Consider the following 20,810-nt stretch of genomic DNA (forward strand, 5'->3'; position numbering starts at 1 on the left):
GTCGGCGTCAGATCATCCCAGCGAGGCGGAGAACCGCCTCTCCGGCGTCGAGACCGCCGAACGCGGATCCGAAAAGCAGCGTCGCCGGAACCGCAGCCGACGCGAGGGCGCGACCGGTCGTCGTGCCGTGCACTTCGCGCAGGCCGAGAACGAGCAGTGCCGACCCGTAGAGCGCGCAGACGAGCCTGAGCGTCGGGGAGGGGATCCCCGCGAGGACGCACGGGGCCGTCGCGTACGCGATGACCTGCACGGTTTCGCTGATGCCCGCACGGTCGCGAACGGCGATGATGAGAACGACCGTCTGGAGCGCGGCGGTCAGGTGCAGTACCGCTGGCGCGACGACGAGCGCGACGGCTGCGAGAGCGATGAAAGCGGAGACCGTTCGGCCTCCGGCTAGTTCCGGAATCCGTTCGGGTGAGAACGTGAACAGCCCGATCGTGTACGCTACGGCGACGACGATGGCGAAGACGAGTCCGGGGGCCTGATCGCCGGGCGCGACGCCGGTCCTGAAGAACTGCCGCGGCCGCAGGATCACCTCGACCCACGCCCGCGCGATCCCGCGCGCTCCGCGCTCTCGCCCGCCGCTCGGATCCTCGACCCACGTGGTCACGGTCTGTCTCCCCTAGTCCCTCCGGAGGGTATGACAGTTGCGGCACCGCGCCTCGTAGGATTCGTCGGCACCGATGACGACCGTCGGCTCGTCGACGTGTGCGGGGACGCCGTCGACGAGGCGTTGGTTCCGCGTCGCTGGCTCGCCGCACAGCGCGCAGATCGCCTGGAGTTTGTCGACGTACTCGGCGACGGCCATCAACTGCGGGAGCGGCTCGAACGGCTCCCCGCGATACGTCTGATCGATTCCGGAAACGATGACGCGGCGGCCGTCGTCGGCCAACTGCTGGCACACGTCGACGAGCGCGTTCGAGAAGAAGTTCGCCTCGTCGACGGCGACGACGTCCTCGCCGTTGAGATGCTCTCGAATCTCCCAGACGTCCTCGCCCTCGTTGGCCACGACGCTTGCCTCCCACTGGCGGCCGACGTGCGACCCGACGGTCGTCTCGCCGTAGCGGTCGTCGATCGCGGGCTTGAACACCGCGACCTCCTGGCCCGCGATCTCCGCGCGTCGCAGTCGGCGGAGGACCTCCTCGGTCTTCCCCGAGAACATCGAGCCCGTGACGACCTCGATCCATCCGCTGTTCGTGATGGCGTGCATACGACGTTCGAGTGCGGTGGAAGGTCAAAACCGTTGTTCATTCGCTCGAATTCGGGAGTGGCGGTGCAGTCGGTTGGCACGGCGAGTGAGGACAGTACGGCGAGGAAGAGGGGGAGTCGAGGAGGTGCAGCGGGGAAGGAGACGAATCCGTAAATGCAGGGGCAGAGAGACGGATCCGTAAATGCAGCGGGCAGAGAGATGAATCCGGGAAATGCAGTGGATGAGGTGTCCGGATGGAGCCTCAGCGACCGGCCCCGCCGACGTTCTCGTCGGCCTCGAAGGTCGACGGATCCGGTTCGATCCTGGCGTATTCGACGACCCGCTGACCGAGAAGGCGAACCCGCTCGTCGAGCCCTTCGTCGACGATGTCGTCGCCGTCGAAGCGACGGGACACGTTCGGCAGCGCCGCTTGGTGCGGCAGGACCCACGCGTCGAGCGCCCGGCAGACCGAGCGCAGGTGTTCCAACGCCGAGACGGGAAAGCCGCCACCCGCGACCGCGAGGAGCCCGACCGTCTTGCCCTCGAACTCGTCGAATCCGCAGTAATCGAGCGCGTTCTTCAGCACGCCCGAGTACGAGCCGTGGTACATCGGCGTCCCCAACAACACGGCATCCGCTTCCCGGATTTTTTCGACGACGGCCGCGCTGTCGCCCTGCTGGTCCATATCGGCGTCGAACACCGGCAGCGAATACGCCCTGAGATCGAGCACCGCTCCCGTTCCTCCCGCCTCCTCGACCCCGTCGAGGGCGCGTTCAAGCGCCCGTCGCGTGTAGCTCTCGTCGCGGAGGCTCCCGCACACGGCGACGACGGAGACCGTCGGAGACGACTGTCGATCGGACATACGACTCGGTGGTGTGGACGTCTCAAGAATCCACCGCCGATATGCGATGTCCTGTTAACCCAGTCACAGTTTGATGGTTCCTAACAAACCCGATCCGGCGTTTTGCGCGTACATATGCCTTCAGTGAAGGAGTTTCTGACCAGGTTGCAGGGGAAGTCGATCCTCGATCTACTTCGATTAGCTCCGCAATTCGTGTCAGAAGAACTCCGCTCTCGGGTCGTCGAGGCGTTTTACTGGCGCCGACTTCACGCCACGGCGACTGTCCGTGAGAACCGTCGGCGAGCCGCAGTCAACCGATTGACAGATTCACGCACGATCCTGTTTCTGTGTCATGGGAACGTCTGTCGAAGCCCGTTTGCGGAGCGCTATGCCCGGAATCAGTTGGCCGCTCGCGGTATTGACACCCTCGACGTGAGATCCGCCGGAAGTGCCGAACTGTGTGATCCGCGTTCACCCCTAACTGCCCGGCGGACGGCCGAACAGTACGACGTCGATCTGACGGACCATCGAGCGACCAGCGAAACGGCACGCGAGGTCGACGAGGCTGACTTGCTGCTCGTGATGGACTACCGCAACTATCACCACTACTTGAACCAGTATCCGGAAGCGACTGGGAAGCTGTTTCTCCTTCGCATTTTCGACGGCGGGAACGAAATACAGGTTCCCGATCCCCACGGCTACGGTAACTCAGTGTTCGAATCCGTGTACGCCGATATCGCTGCCAGTGTCACGTCACTTCTCGACGAGTACGAGACAGTCGTGACCGCCGACGAAAGCGTGGAGCGGACACATTTGGATCCGAGATCGATAGTCGATTGAATGCTGCCCGGCAATGGTACCATCTGCTTCTCGTCGGTTGTGGAATCTCCGGCCACGACACAGGTTGAGACGCCTGCAGCCGTTCGATACGTCGGAAACGGCGGAATTTTCTCCAGAGAATCGTCTTTCCGAGGACGAGGAAGAACGCTGCGGATGACACGAGCTGGTTAGCGGAGTCGGCCGAGCAGCTCGTAATCGTGATCTGGCGTGTACCGACGGAACAGGAGACTGTTCGACAGTACCGACACACTCGAGAAGGCCATCGCCCCGGCGGCGAGCACGGGCTGGAGGAGCCCGAGCGACGCGAGCGGGATCATCGCCGTATTGTAGCCAAGTGCCCACACGAGGTTCTGCTTGATCTTCTGGAGTGTCGCGTCCGAGATACGGATGGCTTTCACCACATCGAGCGGGTCGTCGCGCATCAGCGTCACGTCCGCGGCTTCGATGGCGACGTCCGTCCCGCTCCCGATGGCAGTCCCGACGTAGGCGACCGCGAGCGCGGGCGCGTCGTTGACGCCGTCGCCCACCATCATCGCCTTGCGACCTTCGTTCTGAATGGCCTCGACGGCGTCGGATTTGTCCTCGGGGAGGACCTCGGCGCGGACGTTCTCGGGGGCGATCCCGACCTGATCGGCGACGGCGCGGGCCGTGCGCTCGTTGTCGCCGGTGATCATCATCACGTCGACGCCGCGCTCCTGCAGTTGGCTCACGGCCTCGGCCGCGCTCTCTTTGATCGTGTCGGCGTCAGCGACCACCCCGACGAGTTCGCCCCCGTCCGCGCCAGCGGGCACGCGGGCGACGAGCATCGCCGTCTTCCCCTCGTTCTCGAGACGCTCCATTGTCTCTTGGGCTGGCGAGGGGTCGATCCCGTTGTCACGGAGGAGCTTTCGGTTACCGACCAGCACTTCATTGTCGCCGACGGTTGCCCGGATGCCGTGGCCGGGGACGTTCTCGAAGCCATCGGGGTCGCTCACGTCGATGCCGCGGGCTTCAGCTCCGTTGACGATGGCCCTCGCGAGCGGGTGTTCGCTCCCGCTTTCGGCCGTTGCCGCCAGCCGCAACACGTCGTCCTCGGTGAGGCGGTCACGTGCGGTTAGTTGGCCGCCGTCGGATCGGCGGTCCGACGGGGATCGCGAACCGTCGATTCGGTCACCGCCGTCTGTGCTCGACTGTCCGCCACCGTCGAAGACGACGACGTCGGTTAGTTCCATCTCACCTTTCGTCAGCGTGCCCGTTTTGTCGAAGACGACCGTGTCGACGTCTTTCGCCCGTTCGAGGATGTCACCGCCCTTGAACAGCACACCGTTCTGTGCTCCGATAGTCGTCCCGACCATCGTTGCAGCGGGCGTCGCTAACCCCAGCGCGCAGGGACAGGCGATCAACACGGACGAGGCGAAGACGATGAGCGCGAACTCGAAGACCGAGACAGTGCCACCAGCTACGGCTGGTCCGCCAGCGACCGCCCCCCAGAGCGGGAGCCAGTCGACGACTCCGGCGAGTGCGTCGGGGAAGAGGAACCACACAGTTCCCCACAACAACGCGTTCGCGATGACCGCCGGGACGAAGTACGCCGAGATACGGTCCGCCAGATTCTGGATGTCGGGTTGTCGCGACTGGGCTTCCTTGACTGTCTGGACGATCTGCTGGAGCGCCGTGTCCGCACCGACCTTCGTCGCCTCGACGACGAGGACACCGTTCTCGTTGATCGTCGATCCGACGACCTCGTCGCCCTCGCCTTTCTCGACGGGGACCGACTCGCCGGTGACCATCGATTCGTCGACGGCGCTCTGCCCGTCGACGACGACGCCGTCGGTCGGAATCTGCTCGCCCGGACGGACCTTCATACGGTCGCCGACGGTGACGTCCTCCAGCGGCACTTCGTCTTCGGAACCGTCCTCGTCGACGAGGGTGGCCGTCTCGGCCTCCATTTCGAGGAGCTTCCGAAGGGCGTCGCCCGCCTGCCCTTTCGATCGGGCTTCGAGGTAGTTCCCGAGGGTGATGAACACCAGGATTAACGCGGCAGTGTCGAAGTACAAGCTCCCCGCGATCAGTCCGACAAGTACCGCGACCGAGTAGAAATACGCAGTGGAGGACCCCAGTGCGATGAGAACGTCCATGTTGGCGCGCCTGTTGTTGACCAGCGCGTTGTAGGAGTTCTTGTAGAACGGCCAGCCGAGCACGGCCTGTACGGGCGTCGCCAGCAGGAACTCGACCCAGCCGAATTCGACGCCGAAGATCGTCTCCGGGAGAATTCCCCCGCCGAGCAGGAACCTCTCTGCGAGGAAAAACAGCATCGGGGCCGAGAGCGCGGCTCCGAACAGCGTCAGTCGAAGCTGTTTTCGAATCTCACCCTGTCGTGCGGCGTCCCGAGCATCCTCACCCGATTCACCGCTGTCGCTGTCTTCACGGACCGGCGAGTACCCGGCGTCCTCGATAGCGTCGTAGAGCGCGTCGAGTGACGTGTCCGCGGGGTTGTACCTGACCTGCGCTTCGTCGGTGGCGAAGTTCGCCTCGGCCGCGATAACACCCGGCGTGTTCTCGAGTGCGGTCTCGTTCGTCTGCACACAGTTGGCACAAGTCATATCGGAGATGCCGATGGTCACCGTGTCAGACACCGCACCGTATCCGGCGTCCTCGATCGCCTCGTAGATCTCTGCGAGCGATACCTCGTCAGGGTCGTACTCGACGGAGCCCTCGTTCGTGGCGAAATTGGCGTTCGCCTCGATGACGCCGTCGAGTGACTCCAGGGCGTCGCCGACCGTCCCCGAGCAGTTGGCACAGGTCATCCCTGTGATGTCAAGATGTGCGATGCGTGATCCCATTGTTATACGATAGGGGCTACTCCGTTAGGTGGGTTTCCACTTGGATAGTGGGGGTAATCAACGGCGTTTACTTTCGATTCCAAACCGAAGTCAGCGCCATCGAGAAACGGGTTCACCCACGGCCGGACGTTCTGTGCGACCCCGTTGATAGCACCAGCGTTCTCCCTGGGACGTAATGGGCACGTGTTCGACGGCGTCGTCGGTTCTGACACGCTCGCGTCCCGCGTCGAATGACTCAGACGATGGGTCTAGCCCGACGACTACCGGTACCAGCTTTGCATTTGGTACCTCCATGTCGGCACAGTCTGAGGGTCGAGTTTATGTTACCTCCGCCCGTCGTTAGCTCTAGAGAACCGCAAGACACGAGGCTCGTAAGTTGGAATCGATATGGGGCATAACGAACTGTCGGCGGAGTGGGCGGCTATATTTATAAACGCCCCGCCGCAGTACGTCGATTGCTAACCGTTATGTGGCAGAATGGGCGCTGCAGGTTTCTGGATTTGAACTATGCGCTACCCCTTCGATACCGAGTTGTCTACTAATCATTCTTGGAAAAACCTCCATCGTCGATTTGCCTTCTCGCGCCTCGAAGCGCGATCATAGTGCTTGTCGAGAACCTGTTCAGACGCGTCCAACCGATCCGAAACCGCCGCTCGAGGAACCCCGTCGTTCCGATACTTCGTCACCCGAGCCTTCCGCGCGTCGTGCGGAGACCGCGACGACGGGCACTTACTCTTATGTAGGAACGACGTCGCCTCGCACGTCTCCGGATCCCGATCGTGCGGACACTCCTTCCCAATGAAACACGGCCGCGTCCATCGATAGAACGAATCGCGGATACTCCCACCCGACGCACGGCCGTAACTCGTCGTCACCAACGGAGCACGTCCGTACTCGTCGAGAACATCCTTCCGCGGGCCATCGATATACGACCGCAGCACCTCCGCCACGCGCTCAGTGATCCGATTGAAACGCGCGCCCTTCTCATCGTTCTTCAGCGGCGTCTCAGACTCGGGCCGGTGCTTGTAATCGAGGCCAGGCTCCGGGCTATCAAGTTCGACGTCACCCAAATCGAGCGCGCGGATCGCACCTACGCGAGCGCCCGTATGCCAGATCAACGTCCAAACGACGTGATCACGGCTCGCATACTCATAGCGACCGAGCCAATCGAGGATATCGAGAACGCGATCCGGGTCAATCGTCGAATCAGAAACCTCCTCAGCATCCGACAGCACCGGGAGCGCGACCTTCTCGTACAGATCCTCCGGGACCGCCTCGATCTGAGCGCAAAACCGAAGGAACGACCGGACCGTCGCGAGCGCCGAATGGAGTGTCTTCGGCGCGATCTCCTCGTCCATCCCTTTCGAGTAGCCGCCCTCGCGACGCCAGACGCGGAACTGGTAGAGATCCCGGCCGGTGAGATCGTTCATATTATCGATCCCACCCTCCTCACGACACCACTCGACGAACGCCCGCAGGTGACTCCGATGCGACGTCTGCGTCCACGCCGCGGAATCGTCCTGCATCGCCTCGAGGTGGAGATCGCGCGCTTCGGAGGGAGTGATCGGGACGAGGTCGTCCTCACGACCCACCCGAGTCACCCCCGCCGATCTCCGTGTATTCCACCGCGTGATCAGTGCGCTTCCGATGGACGATCTCGTTCACTGCCGCGAGAACGCGATCGCCCTCGACGATCTGCTCGAAGGGGCATCCGTGACAGACGACGTGATAGACGTCGTCACCGGGTCTCTTACTCACAGTGAACCACCTCGGCTATCTCTCGCTGGTAGGTCCGGCACCAGCGACAACAGCCGTCTTCTCCGGTAGCAGCCTCACGGCCACAGAGACCGCAGCTCTCGGTCGGAATCGTGACGGCATCGGCGTTAAAGTCGTCTCCGAGGTAGCGGCGGGCAAGACGCTCTTTTTCGCCCCCGAGCCGATCACTCACGCGATTCACCCCACGGCTTACACGGCGTGTCGTTCGGATGGATACACCCGCACCCGGCGCAGGTGATGATCTTCCCCTTCGGGGCTTTCGAGGTTCGGCCGCCGTCAGTGACAAGCCTCGAGTGTTCCGCTCTCTCGACGTCCACGCGCTCGGAGAGCCAACCCATTTGTTCGCCGATCCCACCGAGATCGTTCGTCTGAAGCGGGAACGTCACGGTCGGATCAATCCCCGCCGAGAACGCCTCGCGCTCGTGAAGGGGATCGATGTACCTCCGACCCGCGAGCACGACGATCTCCTCGACGTCGACGCCCTTCCCGATCTCGTTCGCGATCCAGTCGATCAGCGACATCCCGACCTCGTGCGCCAGGACGTCGAGCTCGTCCTCGTCGAGATCATCGATGTTCGTCTCGTACGGATCGATCACTCGATCAGGGGCGATGAGCCCGTGCTCCGCCGAGAGGACCAACCACGCGTCGCCGATCGTCTCCGCGTACTCGCGCTTCTTCGCGAAGTACGTCGACGTGTACAGATCCGAGGCTGGTGTCGGCTCGTCGCGCTTCGCCGCGCCACAGCCGACGATCACGAGCTTCTTTGAGTAACCACTCACCGCTGCTCACCATCCTTCCCGCCGCAGTGACCGCACTGCTCTTTCAGACAGAACACCCGCGACCCGACGCGCTCGCACCAGTGCGACGCCGCCCGATCACGGCGACGCGTCGGCTTGTCGTAAGTCAGCGGTGCGCCGCGTCCGTCCGCTCGTAGGCTATGCCCCTCGCTCGTGGGTGTGTTGTTTCCGTACATCGTACTCGCTCGTAGGAATCCGGTTTCGTGACCGCAGGGTTCGAGCGTGCGTCGCCCGGGAGCGTCCGCGGAGATCCCCGCGACCTCGCGCCCGCGCTTCTCGCACGTGCCGTGATTCGTCGTCGATGCGACCGCCGTGTCGGGGGTTTTATCCACGCCCCCAACGTTTCCGTAATCGGTTGTCATAGGATCTGACGACCACTCACCGGACCGCTGTCCAAAGCAGCGGTCTGTGTGTTTTCCAGACCAAATTGGCCCGATGAGCACCGCCACTATCCACGATATAACTGAGGTATTATAAATCTTGACTACGAACGTATTCTTAGAAAGAATATGAACGTGGTTAGATCTAACAACGATGCTGGTGATTTTTGCACTATGTCGACAGATGCTCTCAGAGAAATGGTGGAACGGATACCGTGGTTCTCGCCAGTTGATTACGAGATTTTTCTCTTTTTGGAGAATCACGATATACTGGTGTCGCCAAAGATACTCGCTGAAAATATCGAGTATGACCGACAGTACGTCTACAAGCGCCTCCGGGTGTTGACTGAGGCCGAGCTTATCGAAAGCAATGATGGCATCTACGAGCTGACCGACTTGGGTCGGGAGTTCCTCGCCGGTGACGTCGGTGAGGACGACCTCCCCGAGCCGTAGCGACAGAACGCTTATCCCGAATTGTCGTCTACTACCGAGTATGAGTATGGGCCGCGAGATCCGCCTGATCGAGGAGGACAGAGGCGGCTGGTCGGCGATCGACGAGGAGACCGGTGTCGCATCGTGCGGCGAGACGCGCGAAGAGGCGTTAGAAATGCTCGACGAAGCGGTCGCCCTCCACACCCGCGAAGCTGGTGAACCCGTCACAGACGAGGATCTGGAGGAGTGGGGCCTCGATCCCGACTCGGTCCCGGACGAGGTCAGCGTCCCCGAAGCGCCGTGGTTCGACGAAGCCGAAGAGCAGGCGTAACTGTGGTCCGGCAGCATTTTACCGGGAAAGAGATCGTCTCCACACTGACGAGTATGAACTACACGCCCGTCGACCGGACGGGCAGCCATCTGAAACTCCGATACGTGCATCCGAAAACCGGAGAAACCCGGAACGTCACCGTCCCGATGGGCCACGAGATCAGCGGCAACACCCTCCGAGAGATCGCCAAGCAGTGCGGCGCGAATGACTTCCACGCGTGGTGCCGCTGGATCGACGAGCATCGCTGACGCGCTCACGCGTCCTCCGGATCGAAGTTCATCACGAGCCGCTCTTTCGCTGACTTCGCAGACCCGGACGTCCCGTTGTTGATGAACCGCTTCTCGTCGCGATCGAGCACGTAGACGTCCTCGAAGCCCTCCGGCAGATCCTCGTACGAGCAGAGGTAGCGACCGTCGAGATCATCGAGCGCGTCGACAAACGCCTCGTGACTGATCGTGTTGACGAGGTAGTAATCCTCGTAGCCGACGTACGGCGGATCGCAGTAGAATACGGTCTCGTCGCTGTCGTATTTCTCGAAGAGATCCGCCCAGTCGAGGTTCTCGATGACGACCTCCGCGAACCGCTCGGCGAACTCGTCGAGTCGATCGATCTTGTTCGAGTAAGTGAGCGCCCGACTGCTGACTTTCGAGGTGCCAAATCCGGCTTGCTTGCTATACTTGCTCCCCCACTGCGAGTATCGCAGGTAGAAGAACTGGCCAGCGCGCTTGATCTCGTCCGCCGGGCGGTAGCCGTTGAAGAACTTGTGCGCCCATTCCTCGTGTAGTTCACGCGAGTAGGGGACGCGATCGAGCCACTCGACGAGCTCCTCACACCGATCACGGAGGACCTCGAAGAACTGAACGAGGTCACCGTCGCGATCGTTGTAGACTTCGACCGTGCTCGTGCCCGGCTCCTTGTTCGCGAGGACACCCGCCGCACCGCCGAAGACCTCGACGAAACACCTGTGCTCGGGAACCTGTTCGAGGATCCACGAGGCGAAGCGACTCTTTCCACCCGGATACGGGAAAATCGCGTCGGGCATTACGCTTCCTCCTGTTTTGGCCGTACTGCTCGAATCCCGATCCGCGAGAGGACCGGCTCGATCCACTCGGGCAGTTCGCGATGATCCCAGCGGGCGTACGCGATCTCCTCGTTGATCACGAACTCCCACGTGTCGTTTGCGTCGACGACGACGCGGCTATCCGGATCATCGAAGACAAACAGCGTGATCGGGCCGACGCCGTCCCCGTCGACGTCGTCGGACTCGATCGTCGTGACGTGGTCCGCGTTTCGTGGATTTGGTGTTGTTCGGTGCATCCACGTGATCCGAGAAGGGGTATCTAAAAAGTGAAACCGGGCGTCATATCGGAAACGGAATGCAAACGTCTATTTGGGCGTTCTAAGTAGTTCGAGACGTTTGTAAACGGCAAAATATCGGAAATATCGGAAGTGCCGCAGTGATGCGATTACCGGAATATCGGAAACATCATTTTCAGACCTGCATCAAGTGATGCATCCGGTAAAACACGACTGTGCATCAAAAATACTAGAAATGTTATGTGTGTATTAAGAGCGGTCATATTTTCCAAGTACGTAGCCGATAATCAATAATAACAATCCAGGAAGGAGCAGACATTGAGGCGAAAGGTTGAGAGCTTGTAATCCAGCCAGAGTTTGACCAAGTGCTCCTATGGCTAAAACTACTGTAAGTAATATAATGGAACTATTGTTCTGAAGTTCCTTCTCTTTTATTTCCCGTTCATAAGCCACATCAAACCCTTTCGAGGTAAGTTTAAAATATCCGCTACTATCTTCCTCGATAAGGTCGTGTCCCTCAAGGAATGACAAGGCTGACTTTACTTGCGATTTATTGAGATTCGTCCGCTCTACTAGTGGATGATCTGAGTCTATAACTGGTGGATCTCCTCGTCCAAAATTTTCCCATTTTGACTCTTTAGAGTATAAAAAGAGTAGAAGGTCTGCCCAATACTGCTGTTCAATTTGTCTTCCAGGGAGTTGCATTTTCAACATATAATCTACACATCCAGGTGGTTTGAACAATGTTGTGACTCTACTGAGCGATTCTCCCCACCAATCAGGGCTCACTAAACCGATACGCCCTCCCACGGCCAGATCCCGATGACTCGACCAACTTGTAGTGCTCTAGCGACTGGAGGTATTTCCGACGAGTTGATCTCACCCTCGGATCCGCAACGCGATCCTCGTATCGAGCGTGCAACGTCGACGCGTCGATCTCACTCGCGTCCTTGATGATCTCGTAGAGGTGTCGTTGATGCGTCCCGAGTGTGTCGACGTGGCGCTCGTGGATCTCCTCGCGGGCGTCCTCACGAATCGGGACGACGTGCTGAACAGTCAGCTTCTCGTCTCCCTTCTCGACGGCCTCACGGACCGCACGTCTGAGCAGCGTGATCGCGTGGCGGGCGTCCCCGGCGGCGACATCGGCGATGTACTCGACGGCCTCCTCGTCGACGACGCCCGACGCGAGTCCCGTGTTGATCCGACTCCAGAGAATTTCGACGAGCTCCTCGTGTTGGTACTTCGAGAGTGAGACCGTCGCCGCGCCGCGGATCCGAGACGCGACGCGGGAGTCCAGGTCTGCAAAGAAATCGTCGTCGTCGACGCAGATTAGGATCAGCGTGAGGTTCGGGATCTCCCAGAGCGCTTGGATCGTTTGGTCGTCATCGAGGACGTCGACCTCATCGACGATCGCGATGAAATGGTCGTCGAGATGGCGGAGGCGATCGAACATTACACCCGTCGGCGTCCCCTTCGCCCGGAGATCGTTACCGCGGCCAGCATCGCGTACAAGTGAGAAGACGACCGACGACATCGAGGTTTCGGAGATCGCGTTCACGTACCCCCAGCGGATCCCGAGGACCTCTTGTTCGAGCTGGCGAACGATGTACTTCGCGATCGTCGTCTTCCCGGCTCCAGAGGGGCCAGTGATAAGAATCGCTTCCGCGCCGAGACCGTGTACAATCGGCTTCAACTCGCCGGAGAGATGTTGTAGTGAGCCTTCGCGATGCTTGAGTTCTTGGGGGACCCAGTCCTCCCTTAGGACGCGGGCGTTTTGAATCACGGCTCGGTGTTCTCGATTCGGTGACTAGTAAGCGAGCCGTCCGGAGTGGAAGTAGTTAGAGATTAATTGGTGTGAGTCATTAAATCAACCCGGAAAACATTTATTAATTAATATGATGATAATTGATTGATGGCATCACAATACCGCCGTCGAAACGGAAAAGACACGTGGCATTGGTGTTCTAATTGCAGCAATTACCCTCGTTCGGGTTACGAAACCAGTGGATCGAAGCCGACCTCAGGAGAATTATGCAATCAGTGTCTATCTAAGGAGGACGCCAACAACTGCAGATAAGACGCAATTTGAGGATACAGGCGGTTCAAATCACGTCTCGGGATATTTAGCTACTTTCTGATATCCGACATTTCGGTGTGGAAGTAGGCAGTGGATACTGAGCTGGTAGATAACCCATAACTTTATTACTAATAAGACGGAATCGCTTAAGCGGTTACAAGAAATGGTTGACGAAGATACCGAGGGAACTTCTCTCCTCGATCTCGGATCAGACTCCGTTAGTCGTGAAGATTTGGATGACACTCGGCAGAAGGACCCCGACGCCTTCACCGACAAATACCGTGAGAGTGTCGCCCTCGATCAAGTAAGAGGTGCTGTCCGGCAGTACGGGGAAGACGGAATTAGCGTCTCAATGATCGCGGATCTCCTCGAAATGTCGAACGAAACCGTTCGGAAGCATCTCGAGACCCTGTGTAGTCTTCGCGAGGTGTACAAGCAAAAAAAGAACAAGCAGATGTACTTGTACTATCCAAACGGAAAGCCGCTCCACGGACTCGGGACCCGTCGAATCGAATCTGACGATGGGGATACGATCATAGAAATGCAACTGGCTCAGGGGCGGAGAGAACAGTTATTCGTGCACGTTACTGAAAAGCGGTTCTCGCTGCTTGAAGGAGAGCGAACAGAGGGAGCTGTGATGTTCCCGCTGAACAAGCTTGACGAGTTCTTCGCAGAGCTCGACGACCTTGCTGATGAGGTAGACCAAGAATGAGCGTTGCCAAACCATTCCTGACACACGACTCGGACGGACTCGAACAGTACCGTATCAGCACTGTTGACGATATCAAAGCACCAGCGTTCTCACCCGAGATCAAAGGAGCCGAGGATCTTCACGTGGTGCTTCAGAATCTGGGAGCTCTCGATGATAACACCCCCATTACGGTTCCCGGCTACACCTGGGAATCTCTCTGGACTAAGAACGAGTTTTCCCGTTACGATATCGAGATCCGTAACCTCCACGACCACCCGTTCGTTTACTACGAACCTCCGGAGCTGTTCCGGTACAAAATGCCGGGGGTTCTGAAGACGTATGCACTTCGTCGGAGCCGAGGGAAGGTGCGGAAGTTCAATAAGAAGCTTCGCTCAGGGGATGTTGATGGTGCAATAGAGGTTCTCCCAGAGTTCTTCCAGCCGTTTATGGAACTTCAGCGCGAGAGTCTTCTCGGCTCAGAAGACGAGGCGGTACCTCCTCGCTTGGAAGATACCGACGGAAAACTCGTGGATGGCTGGCGGGACTCACGAGCGGACAACGGCTACGAAGACTACTTCCGTCAGATCGTCGAGGACGCCTCCTCGACGCGAAACGCCCACGTTGTTCCCCCGGTCCCTGCGGTCCTGGGAAGTAGTGATCGATATGTACTCCAGCGGATGCACGGCAGTAACGTGGCGATGTCCGCGATGTGTGATGCCGCAAACAAAGGATTTGGAAATCCAGTCTACCCCTATTACCACGTCTACGTGGACTATGGGGTATTGAAATCGAATAGCAGGAACGACGGAAAAATCATCGACAAGATCGAGAAGGGGCTCGACAACCACAGATTCGCAGGTGTCGCACTGACCTTCTCGGGGTACGAGAAGGTTTGGGACAATCAGCTCGGAATACGGCTGAGTAAGTTCGTCCAAGACGTGAGTGACATCGCTCGGGCACGGAATACTCCGCTAATCTTGCCCCGGTCAGGCTGGTACGGACTGCACCTATCCGACAAAGGGGCTCACGGGTTCTCGTCTCTCTTCAACGGCAAAGAGAGATATACACGCCGAAGCGGAGGTATGCCGAAGGACAGCCCTGGACTGAAGTACGGCAAGACACCTCTGTACGGAGAAGCGGTCGAAATTGACCTCCACGACTTGGATACCTATCTCCGGAATAACCAGGGACAGGTGACTAAGATCTCTGGTCTACCGAGTCAACCTCATAAGCATAATACTGCAGCATCAGGCGTCAAAGACCGATTCGGGAAGGCTCGTGACTTCAGGATCAAGTTCTCGAAACCCCGTCGGTTGATCCACGCAGAAGAATGCCGTGAGGTACGAGAGAGTCTTCGGGGCGGTCAGCGGGATCCCGCTCGACGCTATCTTGAGCGAAGCGAACACCCGGATCTCTCGTAAGCGATAAATCCGATTTGAGTTCGAACCTTCTGCTCTCACTGTTCCCGACCCACACCTTCGTCTCCACCTCTACGGAGAAATCCCGCGCGTTGAGGGTCTCCGCGATCTCCGACGACGTGAGCGATAGTACAGTCGTTCTTGAAAGGCGGAGAATCCTTACTCTATTGCCAAGTCTTTTGCATTCTAAAAAATAGTATTCTCAGTATGACTTTCCGGCGTGATTTGTTGATGGGGGTAGGGGCTATTCTTTCTCTGGCGGGGTGCGCTGAACCTCAAGAATCGGACTCGACAACTACTACAACTCAAACACAAACAGAGACCACCACTCAAACAACCGACGAGCCAACCGAGTCGGCAACATCGAAGGCTACAGAGACTGAGACTGAAACCGAAGTTTCGACTCCTGATCCACGCGTAACAGCTCTCGATAGCATTGAACAGAAGATCGTTGCTGAACTTACGGATTTCTCGATCAATGCAGAAATCGACACGAGGTCGTTAGGGGCCACTGTTCAAGATGCCGGGAATAACGACCGTCTGTATGAAGCTCGCTCTGAACGGGGGGATATCGATACCGATGATCTGACGAGCGATCAGCAGGAGCGTTATTCTCGCCTAGAGAGCGCCTACTGGTTTGTGTGGTGGCTCGAGCTCTTGCATAATGACGCGGCGGTGATTATCGACGCCGTGCCGAACTCGTGGGACAATGAAAGAGGATCCTCAGGAACGGGTTTGCCCGTCGATCCATTACGAGAGACACTCTCTACAGCGTCTGGCCGTCTAGAGGATTTGAAAGAGGACTCAAGTAAAGAAGGACTCGCTGAGTTGGAGGGGTATGGGATCGAAGACTACGATGCGGTTGTAAGCCGGTACGAGCAGGTGATCGACCAGGGCGAACTGCTGATTGAACAGATCCGTTTGCATCAAGAGGCCAATGGGATCTGGCAAAAGGAAGAATACGAAAAAGCGGAGGAAAAGTACCGGAGCAACGCTGAGTCGTATGCTGGTATGGATTGGTTGAACGAGTACCAATCAACCATCGATGAGATGATCTGCTACGCTGAAACGATGGTTGAACGCTCACAAGCATTCTACCGAGCACAGAGCCTCGAGGAGGCCGGTGAAACAGAAAGCGCAGAGGTTGAACGGGAGCTCGCTCCTAATCCCGAAGAGGAGTGTAGTTTTGGAGACGAAGAGCAAACTGAGACGCCCCAAGATCAGATTCTCAATCCGTTTCGGTCCCGATGAGAACACGCGATTCGTGTGTAACGGGCAGCTCCCGAGCATCGAGGATATCTGAGATCTCCGATGCCGTGAGCGAGCCTCGCTCGTCAGCCGTCCGAAGTAATTCCTCGATCTTCCCGGTTCCGTAGGCCGCGACGTCGCCGCGCATCCGACAGTAGTACCGGGCGGCGTCGTCGAGCGCCTTCGACTTGGCGGACTGATCGGTCGCTTCGAGAAGATTCTCCCACAACCGTTGCCGTTCGTCGGTCGCTTCGATCCTCATTTCTTGCACAACCCCCTCGAATCGGCGTCGATTTCGACCGAGCGAACAGAGCCGAATACACGTGCGCTTATATACCCCCGACGTGTCCGCCGTTCGACGTCGCCACGATCACGCCGAAGGCCGACCGCTTTCGCACAAGTTTCGAGGAGTCCCTTGTGCAATTCGAGGGATCGTGTTTTCTCTACGTGTGACTGCGAGGGTGCGCGCCGAGGTCGGGCCTCCGAGGTGTTCACGAGCATCAGTCCGCGGTCTCCGGTCGGATTCCCTCGTTGAACAGACGCTGGGCGGCGAGCCGCTCGACGATCTCGGAGTTTTGGAGCTCGGGGAGATCGCCCTCGTCGGTGATCCGGACCGAGTACGTTCGTCGACCGAGCCGCTCGACGCTCACTTGAACATCGGGGATTTCGCCGTCCTCGAGGACGTCGTCCTGTTTCAGGAACGACTTCGGGATCGTGACGAGACCGGAACCGCTGTCTTTTCTGAGTTTCTGCATAGCCGTCGGCTGACGACCTCCTGTCATAAAACTACCTCCCGGCCAGTGTTCGCGGAGTGAGACACCCGTTTAGGCTGAATATCATAGGGAGGGGTCGTCACGCCCGCTCTATCGGTCGAAGGATTCGACCGATAGAGAACTATGCACGGGACCAGACGGGGTGAGCCCCTGACCGAGACCGACCGAGGCGAACAGACAGACGCGGGGCGGCCGTGACCTGGAGACCGACCGGGATCGTGGTCGGCGAGGCGTTCTCCGACTACGTCGCACGACTCCGAGAGACGTACAAGCACGCCGCGGACGGCGGAAACGTCCATTCTATCGAACCTATGCCAGAAACACACACTGACGACGAACAGACGCAGGACTACCGCGACGCCTTCCTCGAGGCCGCCCATTACGCGCGCCCGGAAGCCGTCGACTTCGCGATCCCCTCGCTCTCGATCAACCAGCCGATGACCCGGAGGACGTTCCTCTACGGAGTCGGCGCGGCCGCCGCGACAGCCGCGACCGCGGGTGTCGGAGCCGCACAGTCGGATGCCGTGCCGAACTTCGACAGCGAGTACACGCCGATCCCGCACGTCGAGGGCGCACAGTTCCGCGTGGGAGAGCACGACGCGAGCGATATGGGCGCGCTCGACTACGTGGACAACGACGGCAACGTCCAGTCGTTCACCGACGAATTCGGCGCGGTGCTCGCGCCGGACCCGGAGGACGAGGACGAGCCGCACAACCCGGTCGGCTTCCATCCGAGCCGAATCCAGACCGAGGAGTACACCGCGTTTCCGCGGGGCGAGACGTACGACGACGGCGACGACGAGGACGCGCCCGTTCGCGCCGTCGACTCGACGCACTGGTCGACCGACGAGGCGGACACGTCCGGCTCGATCACGGTCGAGGACGCGGACGATGACGCGCTCTCGATCTCGACGAGCGGGCAGGGATCGGGCGACGTCGCTTCGGCGACGTTCTCGGACTTCGAGATCGGAAGCGGCGAAGCGCGAAAGACGATCCAACTCGTTCTCGATATCGATCAGCTCGAGGCGGGCGCGGTCGTCGACGTGAACGTCGTCGACGCGAGCGGTTCATCGGTGACGGCGTCGATCGATCCGGACGCAGACGAGGCGGACGATTCGACGATCGCGATCGAACAGGGGAGCGGGATCGTCTATCAGACGGAGATCGGCGAGCTCGACGGCGGGACCGATCTCGACACGCTCGACGAGCTGATCGTGGAGGTTTCCGAGGCGAACGCGGAGCTGACGATCCACGGGATCAACCTCGAGCTCGATTCCGAATGGTCGTTCGGAACGCGGGAGACGTACGATTCCGAGGACGAGGAGATCCAAACCGAGACGCTCGTCGAGCCCGCGGGGATGACGTGGATCACGTCGCTCTCCTCGCTCACCGAACAGTTCGGCGACGCGACGATCGTCGATCTCGAGTACGAGGTCGAAGTGCGCGCCGACGAGGCCCCGCTCTCGAACTGGGAGATCGAAGTCTCCGACGTCGAGCGGAGCGAGGAGACGAAGAAGTACCACCTCGTCGGCGGCCTCGAGATCCCGGGCGGGCTCTACGAGGTCGAAGTCGTCGAGCCGGGAACGCTGGTCGACGAGGTGCGTCACCCCGACTCGGTCTACCAATCCGTCGAGTATGCACACGACCTCTCGGAACTGCCGACGATCGACGAGGTCGACAACGTCGAGTGGACGGACGCGACGAGCGTCCTCGAGGACGGAGACAGTGACTCGGAGGTGGAGATCTCGACGACGGTCACGGCGGGCGATACGATCGGCCTGAACTACGACCTTCGCGAGGGCGAGCAGATCGTGAACGCGATGGTCGGTTCCTCCGGCGGCGGTGGAGCCGCACCCGCATCCGGTGGCGGGTTCATGTCCTCGATTTGGGGGTGGGTCACCGCGGGAGTGACGGGAATCCTCGGAGCGATCGGGATCGCTTCGTGGATCTCCTCGGACGATACGGGGGCGTAGATGTCGTCGAGTGACGACTACACCGCTTCGGACGCACTCGAGGACGGGACGGAAGGCGTCGACGAGCGGGGAGTTCCTGGGTATGCTCAAGCCGCGGTGATCGGTGGGATTCTCGCCTCACTCGGCTATGCGATCTCGGACCTGATCCTCTCGGTTCAGGGAACGCTGTTCGCTCCCGTGCGGGCCTTCGCGGATGGTATGGCGACGTTCATCGGAGGGACGCTCGGCGCGCCGATCCTGATCACCGACGCGGGCGCGGAAACCTCAGCGAGTTCCTTCACGAGCGGGACAGCGGCGCTACTCGGACCGGCCGCGTTCCCGGTGGCGGTGGCCGTCTCTGTCGCCGGGATCCTCGTGTTCCTGTGGTTCCTCTCGAACAACTCGATCACGCCGTGGTCGATTCTGGGAGACGAGGACGAGTAACGATGAGCGGAGCCGACACCAGCGAGATCGAAGACGACTACACCGACGGCGGGAGCGTCCTGTGGGGAGATCTCGCGACAGGCATCGCCGGGATCGGGATCGCGGTGTTGGCGTACGCGTACGCCTCGGTGATCGGGCTCCTTCGTGACGGGGTGACCGGATTCGTCGACGGGATCGGCTCGTGGTACGCGTCGCTCGTCGGCGCGCCGTTCGACGCGGGGACCGAACAGTTCGACCGGGCGGCACAGATGGCCGCCGACGGGCTCTCGCTGTTCGGACCGGCAGCGTTCCCGGTCGCGGTCCTCGTCGCGATCGCGATGGTCACTCTCGTCCTGTGGGGGGTGAGTCGGTATGTCTAGTTCGAACCGTCTCGTCCCCGATTCCGAGGAGGTCGCCGAGAACAACGGCACGGCCGACGATGACGGCGGACTCATCGAGAGTGAAGTCCGGAAGATCGTCGCGGGTGTCATCGCCACGGGAGTGCTCTCGCTGTTCGCTACGATCGCCGGATTCGGTATCGACATCATCGACACGATCAGGACGTCGCTGACGTCGGCCGGAGCGGGGATCGCGAGCGAGGCCGGATCGATCGGTTCGATGATCGTGGAGGTCGTGATCGAGACGCCGATCGAATCGACCGGCGATCTCGCCACGTCGACGTGGATCTTCGCGCCGATCTCCTCGGCGCTGGTCTTCGCGCTCGTCGCCGCGATATCGGCGGGCACGGTCTACCTGACGTGGCGGGCAATCGTGGTGATAATATGAGCGCCCGTGACGGCCTCGGAGCGCTCTCCGTCGGCGGGACGTTCGCGGCGGCCGCTGATCTCGTGGTTAACGGCGGGGACGTCCTCGTGTTGCTCGCGACGTTCCTCCTCGATCAGTCGGGGCTCATCTATCTCCTGGTGGCGCGGCTCTCGGCGGCGGCTCCGAACGTGTCCTGGCTTCCGGCCGGAACGCTCGAGGCGGCGTCGACGGCGATCGCACTGTTCACCGCGGTTTACGCGCTGTATCGACTCACAAATAGATTCACGGACAGATTCGACGATGACTAAGCACAACACCCAGAGCGGTGCACAGATCCCTCCGGATGCGGGGCGGAGGAGAGACAGATGATCGGATACGGCGCGATCTCGACGATCGCAGTGATCGTGGGATTCGGTGCCTTCGTCGGGGTAGTCGGGCTGTGGCTCCTGAACTACCGACGAACGGAGGACGCGACCCGGGCGACCGACCGGACCTCTCGGAAGGTGATCGGCGTGATCTCGGCGGCGGTGTTCGCGATCGTGATCGCCTTCTCGAATCTCGCGGGGCTCTTCGGTGTCCTCGGGGACATCGTCTCGACGTGGCCGGGAGCGGTCGGTCAGTTCGTCCTCGCCACGCTCGCGGTCGCGGGCTTCGCCGGATACGTCGAGATGGGTGTCGTCGCAGGGACGATACTCGTGCTCGCGATCATCGCCGGAACCGCCGCGGTACGGAATTAAG

The 20,810-nt window shown here is 60.1% G+C and carries 27 protein-coding genes; 13 read left to right on the forward strand and 14 right to left on the reverse strand.

Annotated features, from left to right (window positions below; genetic code table 11):
* Positions 1-7: 7 nt before the first annotated feature.
* From FJT57_RS00535 to FJT57_RS00545, 3 genes are all read right to left on the reverse strand, one after another.
* A complete protein-coding gene (locus tag FJT57_RS00535; protein WP_144900865.1) occupies positions 8-610 on the reverse strand; it encodes a YIP1 family protein in 603 nt (200 codons plus the stop codon).
* 12 nt (positions 611-622) lie between these two features.
* Positions 623-1,210, reverse strand: coding sequence for a thymidine kinase (locus FJT57_RS00540; RefSeq protein WP_144900866.1), 588 nt, complete (start codon positions 1,208-1,210; stop codon positions 623-625).
* 241 nt (positions 1,211-1,451) lie between these two features.
* On the reverse strand, positions 1,452-2,051 hold the full coding sequence (locus FJT57_RS00545) for an NADPH-dependent FMN reductase (protein WP_144900867.1): 600 nt from the start codon (positions 2,049-2,051) through the stop codon (positions 1,452-1,454).
* Between the two features lie 192 nt (positions 2,052-2,243).
* On the opposite strand from FJT57_RS00545, the gene FJT57_RS00550 reads away from it, so the two are divergent.
* A complete protein-coding gene (locus FJT57_RS00550; protein ID WP_162524289.1) occupies positions 2,244-2,870 on the forward strand; it encodes a low molecular weight protein-tyrosine-phosphatase in 627 nt (208 codons plus the stop codon).
* Positions 2,871-3,037: 167 nt separating this feature from the next.
* Here the strand turns inward: FJT57_RS00550 and FJT57_RS00555 are convergent, their stop codons facing one another.
* From FJT57_RS00555 to FJT57_RS00570, 5 genes are all read right to left on the reverse strand, one after another.
* Positions 3,038-5,692, reverse strand: a complete 2,655-nt coding sequence (locus FJT57_RS00555) for a heavy metal translocating P-type ATPase (RefSeq protein WP_144900869.1) — start codon at positions 5,690-5,692, stop codon at positions 3,038-3,040.
* Between the two features lie 542 nt (positions 5,693-6,234).
* On the reverse strand, positions 6,235-7,218 hold the full coding sequence (locus tag FJT57_RS00560; RefSeq protein WP_144902452.1) for a site-specific integrase: 984 nt from the start codon (positions 7,216-7,218) through the stop codon (positions 6,235-6,237).
* Positions 7,219-7,273: 55 nt separating this feature from the next.
* A complete protein-coding gene (locus FJT57_RS16350) occupies positions 7,274-7,450 on the reverse strand; it encodes a hypothetical protein (RefSeq protein ID WP_162524290.1) in 177 nt (58 codons plus the stop codon).
* A gap of 182 nt (positions 7,451-7,632) precedes the next feature.
* Complete coding sequence (locus tag FJT57_RS00565; protein ID WP_144900870.1) at positions 7,633-8,247, reverse strand: DUF6884 domain-containing protein; 615 nt, start codon at positions 8,245-8,247, stop codon at positions 7,633-7,635.
* Positions 8,244-8,627, reverse strand: a complete 384-nt coding sequence (locus FJT57_RS00570) for a hypothetical protein (RefSeq protein ID WP_144900871.1) — start codon at positions 8,625-8,627, stop codon at positions 8,244-8,246. Before FJT57_RS00570 ends, FJT57_RS00565 begins: the two co-directional genes overlap by 4 nt.
* Before the next feature lie 192 nt (positions 8,628-8,819).
* Between FJT57_RS00570 and FJT57_RS00575 the strand changes: the two genes are divergently transcribed.
* Genes FJT57_RS00575 through FJT57_RS00585 form a run of 3 tightly spaced genes read left to right on the forward strand, consistent with a single transcriptional unit; the run spans position 8,820 to position 9,656 of the window.
* A complete protein-coding gene (locus FJT57_RS00575) occupies positions 8,820-9,098 on the forward strand; it encodes a helix-turn-helix domain-containing protein (protein WP_144900872.1) in 279 nt (92 codons plus the stop codon).
* 40 nt (positions 9,099-9,138) lie between these two features.
* A complete protein-coding gene (locus FJT57_RS00580) occupies positions 9,139-9,408 on the forward strand; it encodes a type II toxin-antitoxin system HicB family antitoxin (protein ID WP_144900873.1) in 270 nt (89 codons plus the stop codon).
* A 2-nt stretch (positions 9,409-9,410) separates the two neighbouring features.
* Positions 9,411-9,656 carry a type II toxin-antitoxin system HicA family toxin gene (locus FJT57_RS00585; protein WP_144900874.1) on the forward strand — a complete coding sequence of 82 codons (246 nt, stop codon included), beginning with the start codon at positions 9,411-9,413 and terminating at the stop codon, positions 9,654-9,656.
* A gap of 5 nt (positions 9,657-9,661) precedes the next feature.
* Here the strand turns inward: FJT57_RS00585 and FJT57_RS00590 are convergent, their stop codons facing one another.
* The 4 genes from FJT57_RS00590 to FJT57_RS00605 form a co-directional block, all read right to left on the reverse strand.
* Positions 9,662-10,450: a DNA adenine methylase gene (locus FJT57_RS00590; protein WP_144900875.1), complete on the reverse strand. Its 789-nt coding sequence runs from the start codon at positions 10,448-10,450 to the stop codon at positions 9,662-9,664.
* Complete coding sequence (locus tag FJT57_RS00595; RefSeq protein WP_144900876.1) at positions 10,450-10,725, reverse strand: hypothetical protein; 276 nt, start codon at positions 10,723-10,725, stop codon at positions 10,450-10,452. Before FJT57_RS00595 ends, FJT57_RS00590 begins: the two co-directional genes overlap by 1 nt.
* Positions 10,726-10,974: 249 nt before the next feature.
* Complete coding sequence (locus FJT57_RS00600) at positions 10,975-11,514, reverse strand: helix-turn-helix domain-containing protein (RefSeq protein WP_144900877.1); 540 nt, start codon at positions 11,512-11,514, stop codon at positions 10,975-10,977.
* Positions 11,504-12,508, reverse strand: coding sequence for a Cdc6/Cdc18 family protein (locus FJT57_RS00605; protein ID WP_144900878.1), 1,005 nt, complete (start codon positions 12,506-12,508; stop codon positions 11,504-11,506). The genes FJT57_RS00600 and FJT57_RS00605 overlap by 11 nt, the downstream gene beginning before the upstream one ends.
* A gap of 457 nt (positions 12,509-12,965) precedes the next feature.
* Between FJT57_RS00605 and FJT57_RS00610 the strand changes: the two genes are divergently transcribed.
* The 3 genes from FJT57_RS00610 (at position 12,966) to FJT57_RS00620 (ending at position 16,162) form a co-directional block, all read left to right on the forward strand.
* Positions 12,966-13,514 (forward strand): hypothetical protein, encoded by a 549-nt coding sequence (locus FJT57_RS00610; protein WP_144900879.1) that lies wholly within the window; start codon positions 12,966-12,968, stop codon positions 13,512-13,514.
* On the forward strand, positions 13,511-14,914 hold the full coding sequence (locus FJT57_RS00615) for a glycoside hydrolase family 25 domain-containing protein (RefSeq protein ID WP_144900880.1): 1,404 nt from the start codon (positions 13,511-13,513) through the stop codon (positions 14,912-14,914). The genes FJT57_RS00610 and FJT57_RS00615 overlap by 4 nt, the downstream gene beginning before the upstream one ends.
* Positions 14,915-15,118: 204 nt before the next feature.
* Positions 15,119-16,162, forward strand: a complete 1,044-nt coding sequence (locus FJT57_RS00620; RefSeq protein WP_144900881.1) for a hypothetical protein — start codon at positions 15,119-15,121, stop codon at positions 16,160-16,162.
* Here the strand turns inward: FJT57_RS00620 and FJT57_RS00625 are convergent.
* Complete coding sequence (locus FJT57_RS00625; protein WP_144900882.1) at positions 16,140-16,421, reverse strand: hypothetical protein; 282 nt, start codon at positions 16,419-16,421, stop codon at positions 16,140-16,142. The genes FJT57_RS00620 and FJT57_RS00625 overlap by 23 nt on opposite strands.
* A 238-nt stretch (positions 16,422-16,659) precedes the next feature.
* Complete coding sequence (locus FJT57_RS00630) at positions 16,660-16,914, reverse strand: hypothetical protein (protein WP_144900883.1); 255 nt, start codon at positions 16,912-16,914, stop codon at positions 16,660-16,662.
* Positions 16,915-17,126: 212 nt separating this feature from the next.
* Here FJT57_RS00630 and FJT57_RS00635 point away from each other — a divergent pair, with 212 nt between their 5' ends.
* The 6 genes from FJT57_RS00635 to FJT57_RS00660 are packed head-to-tail and all read left to right on the forward strand — an operon-like array spanning position 17,127 to position 20,809.
* On the forward strand, positions 17,127-18,905 hold the full coding sequence (locus tag FJT57_RS00635; protein WP_144900884.1) for a twin-arginine translocation signal domain-containing protein: 1,779 nt from the start codon (positions 17,127-17,129) through the stop codon (positions 18,903-18,905).
* Complete coding sequence (locus FJT57_RS00640; protein ID WP_144900885.1) at positions 18,906-19,328, forward strand: hypothetical protein; 423 nt, start codon at positions 18,906-18,908, stop codon at positions 19,326-19,328. It abuts the gene before it with no gap.
* Between the two features lie 2 nt (positions 19,329-19,330).
* A complete protein-coding gene (locus FJT57_RS00645; protein ID WP_144900886.1) occupies positions 19,331-19,687 on the forward strand; it encodes a hypothetical protein in 357 nt (118 codons plus the stop codon).
* On the forward strand, positions 19,680-20,093 hold the full coding sequence (locus FJT57_RS00650; protein ID WP_144900887.1) for a hypothetical protein: 414 nt from the start codon (positions 19,680-19,682) through the stop codon (positions 20,091-20,093). The genes FJT57_RS00645 and FJT57_RS00650 overlap by 8 nt, the downstream gene beginning before the upstream one ends.
* Complete coding sequence (locus tag FJT57_RS00655; RefSeq protein WP_144900888.1) at positions 20,090-20,380, forward strand: hypothetical protein; 291 nt, start codon at positions 20,090-20,092, stop codon at positions 20,378-20,380. The genes FJT57_RS00650 and FJT57_RS00655 overlap by 4 nt, the downstream gene beginning before the upstream one ends.
* Before the next feature lie 57 nt (positions 20,381-20,437).
* Positions 20,438-20,809, forward strand: coding sequence for a hypothetical protein (locus FJT57_RS00660; RefSeq protein ID WP_144900889.1), 372 nt, complete (start codon positions 20,438-20,440; stop codon positions 20,807-20,809).
* The last annotated feature ends 1 nt before the right edge of the window (position 20,810 follow it).

Source organism: Halobellus captivus (assembly GCF_007655485.1).
Lineage (GTDB): Archaea > Halobacteriota > Halobacteria > Halobacteriales > Haloferacaceae > Haloquadratum > Haloquadratum captivum.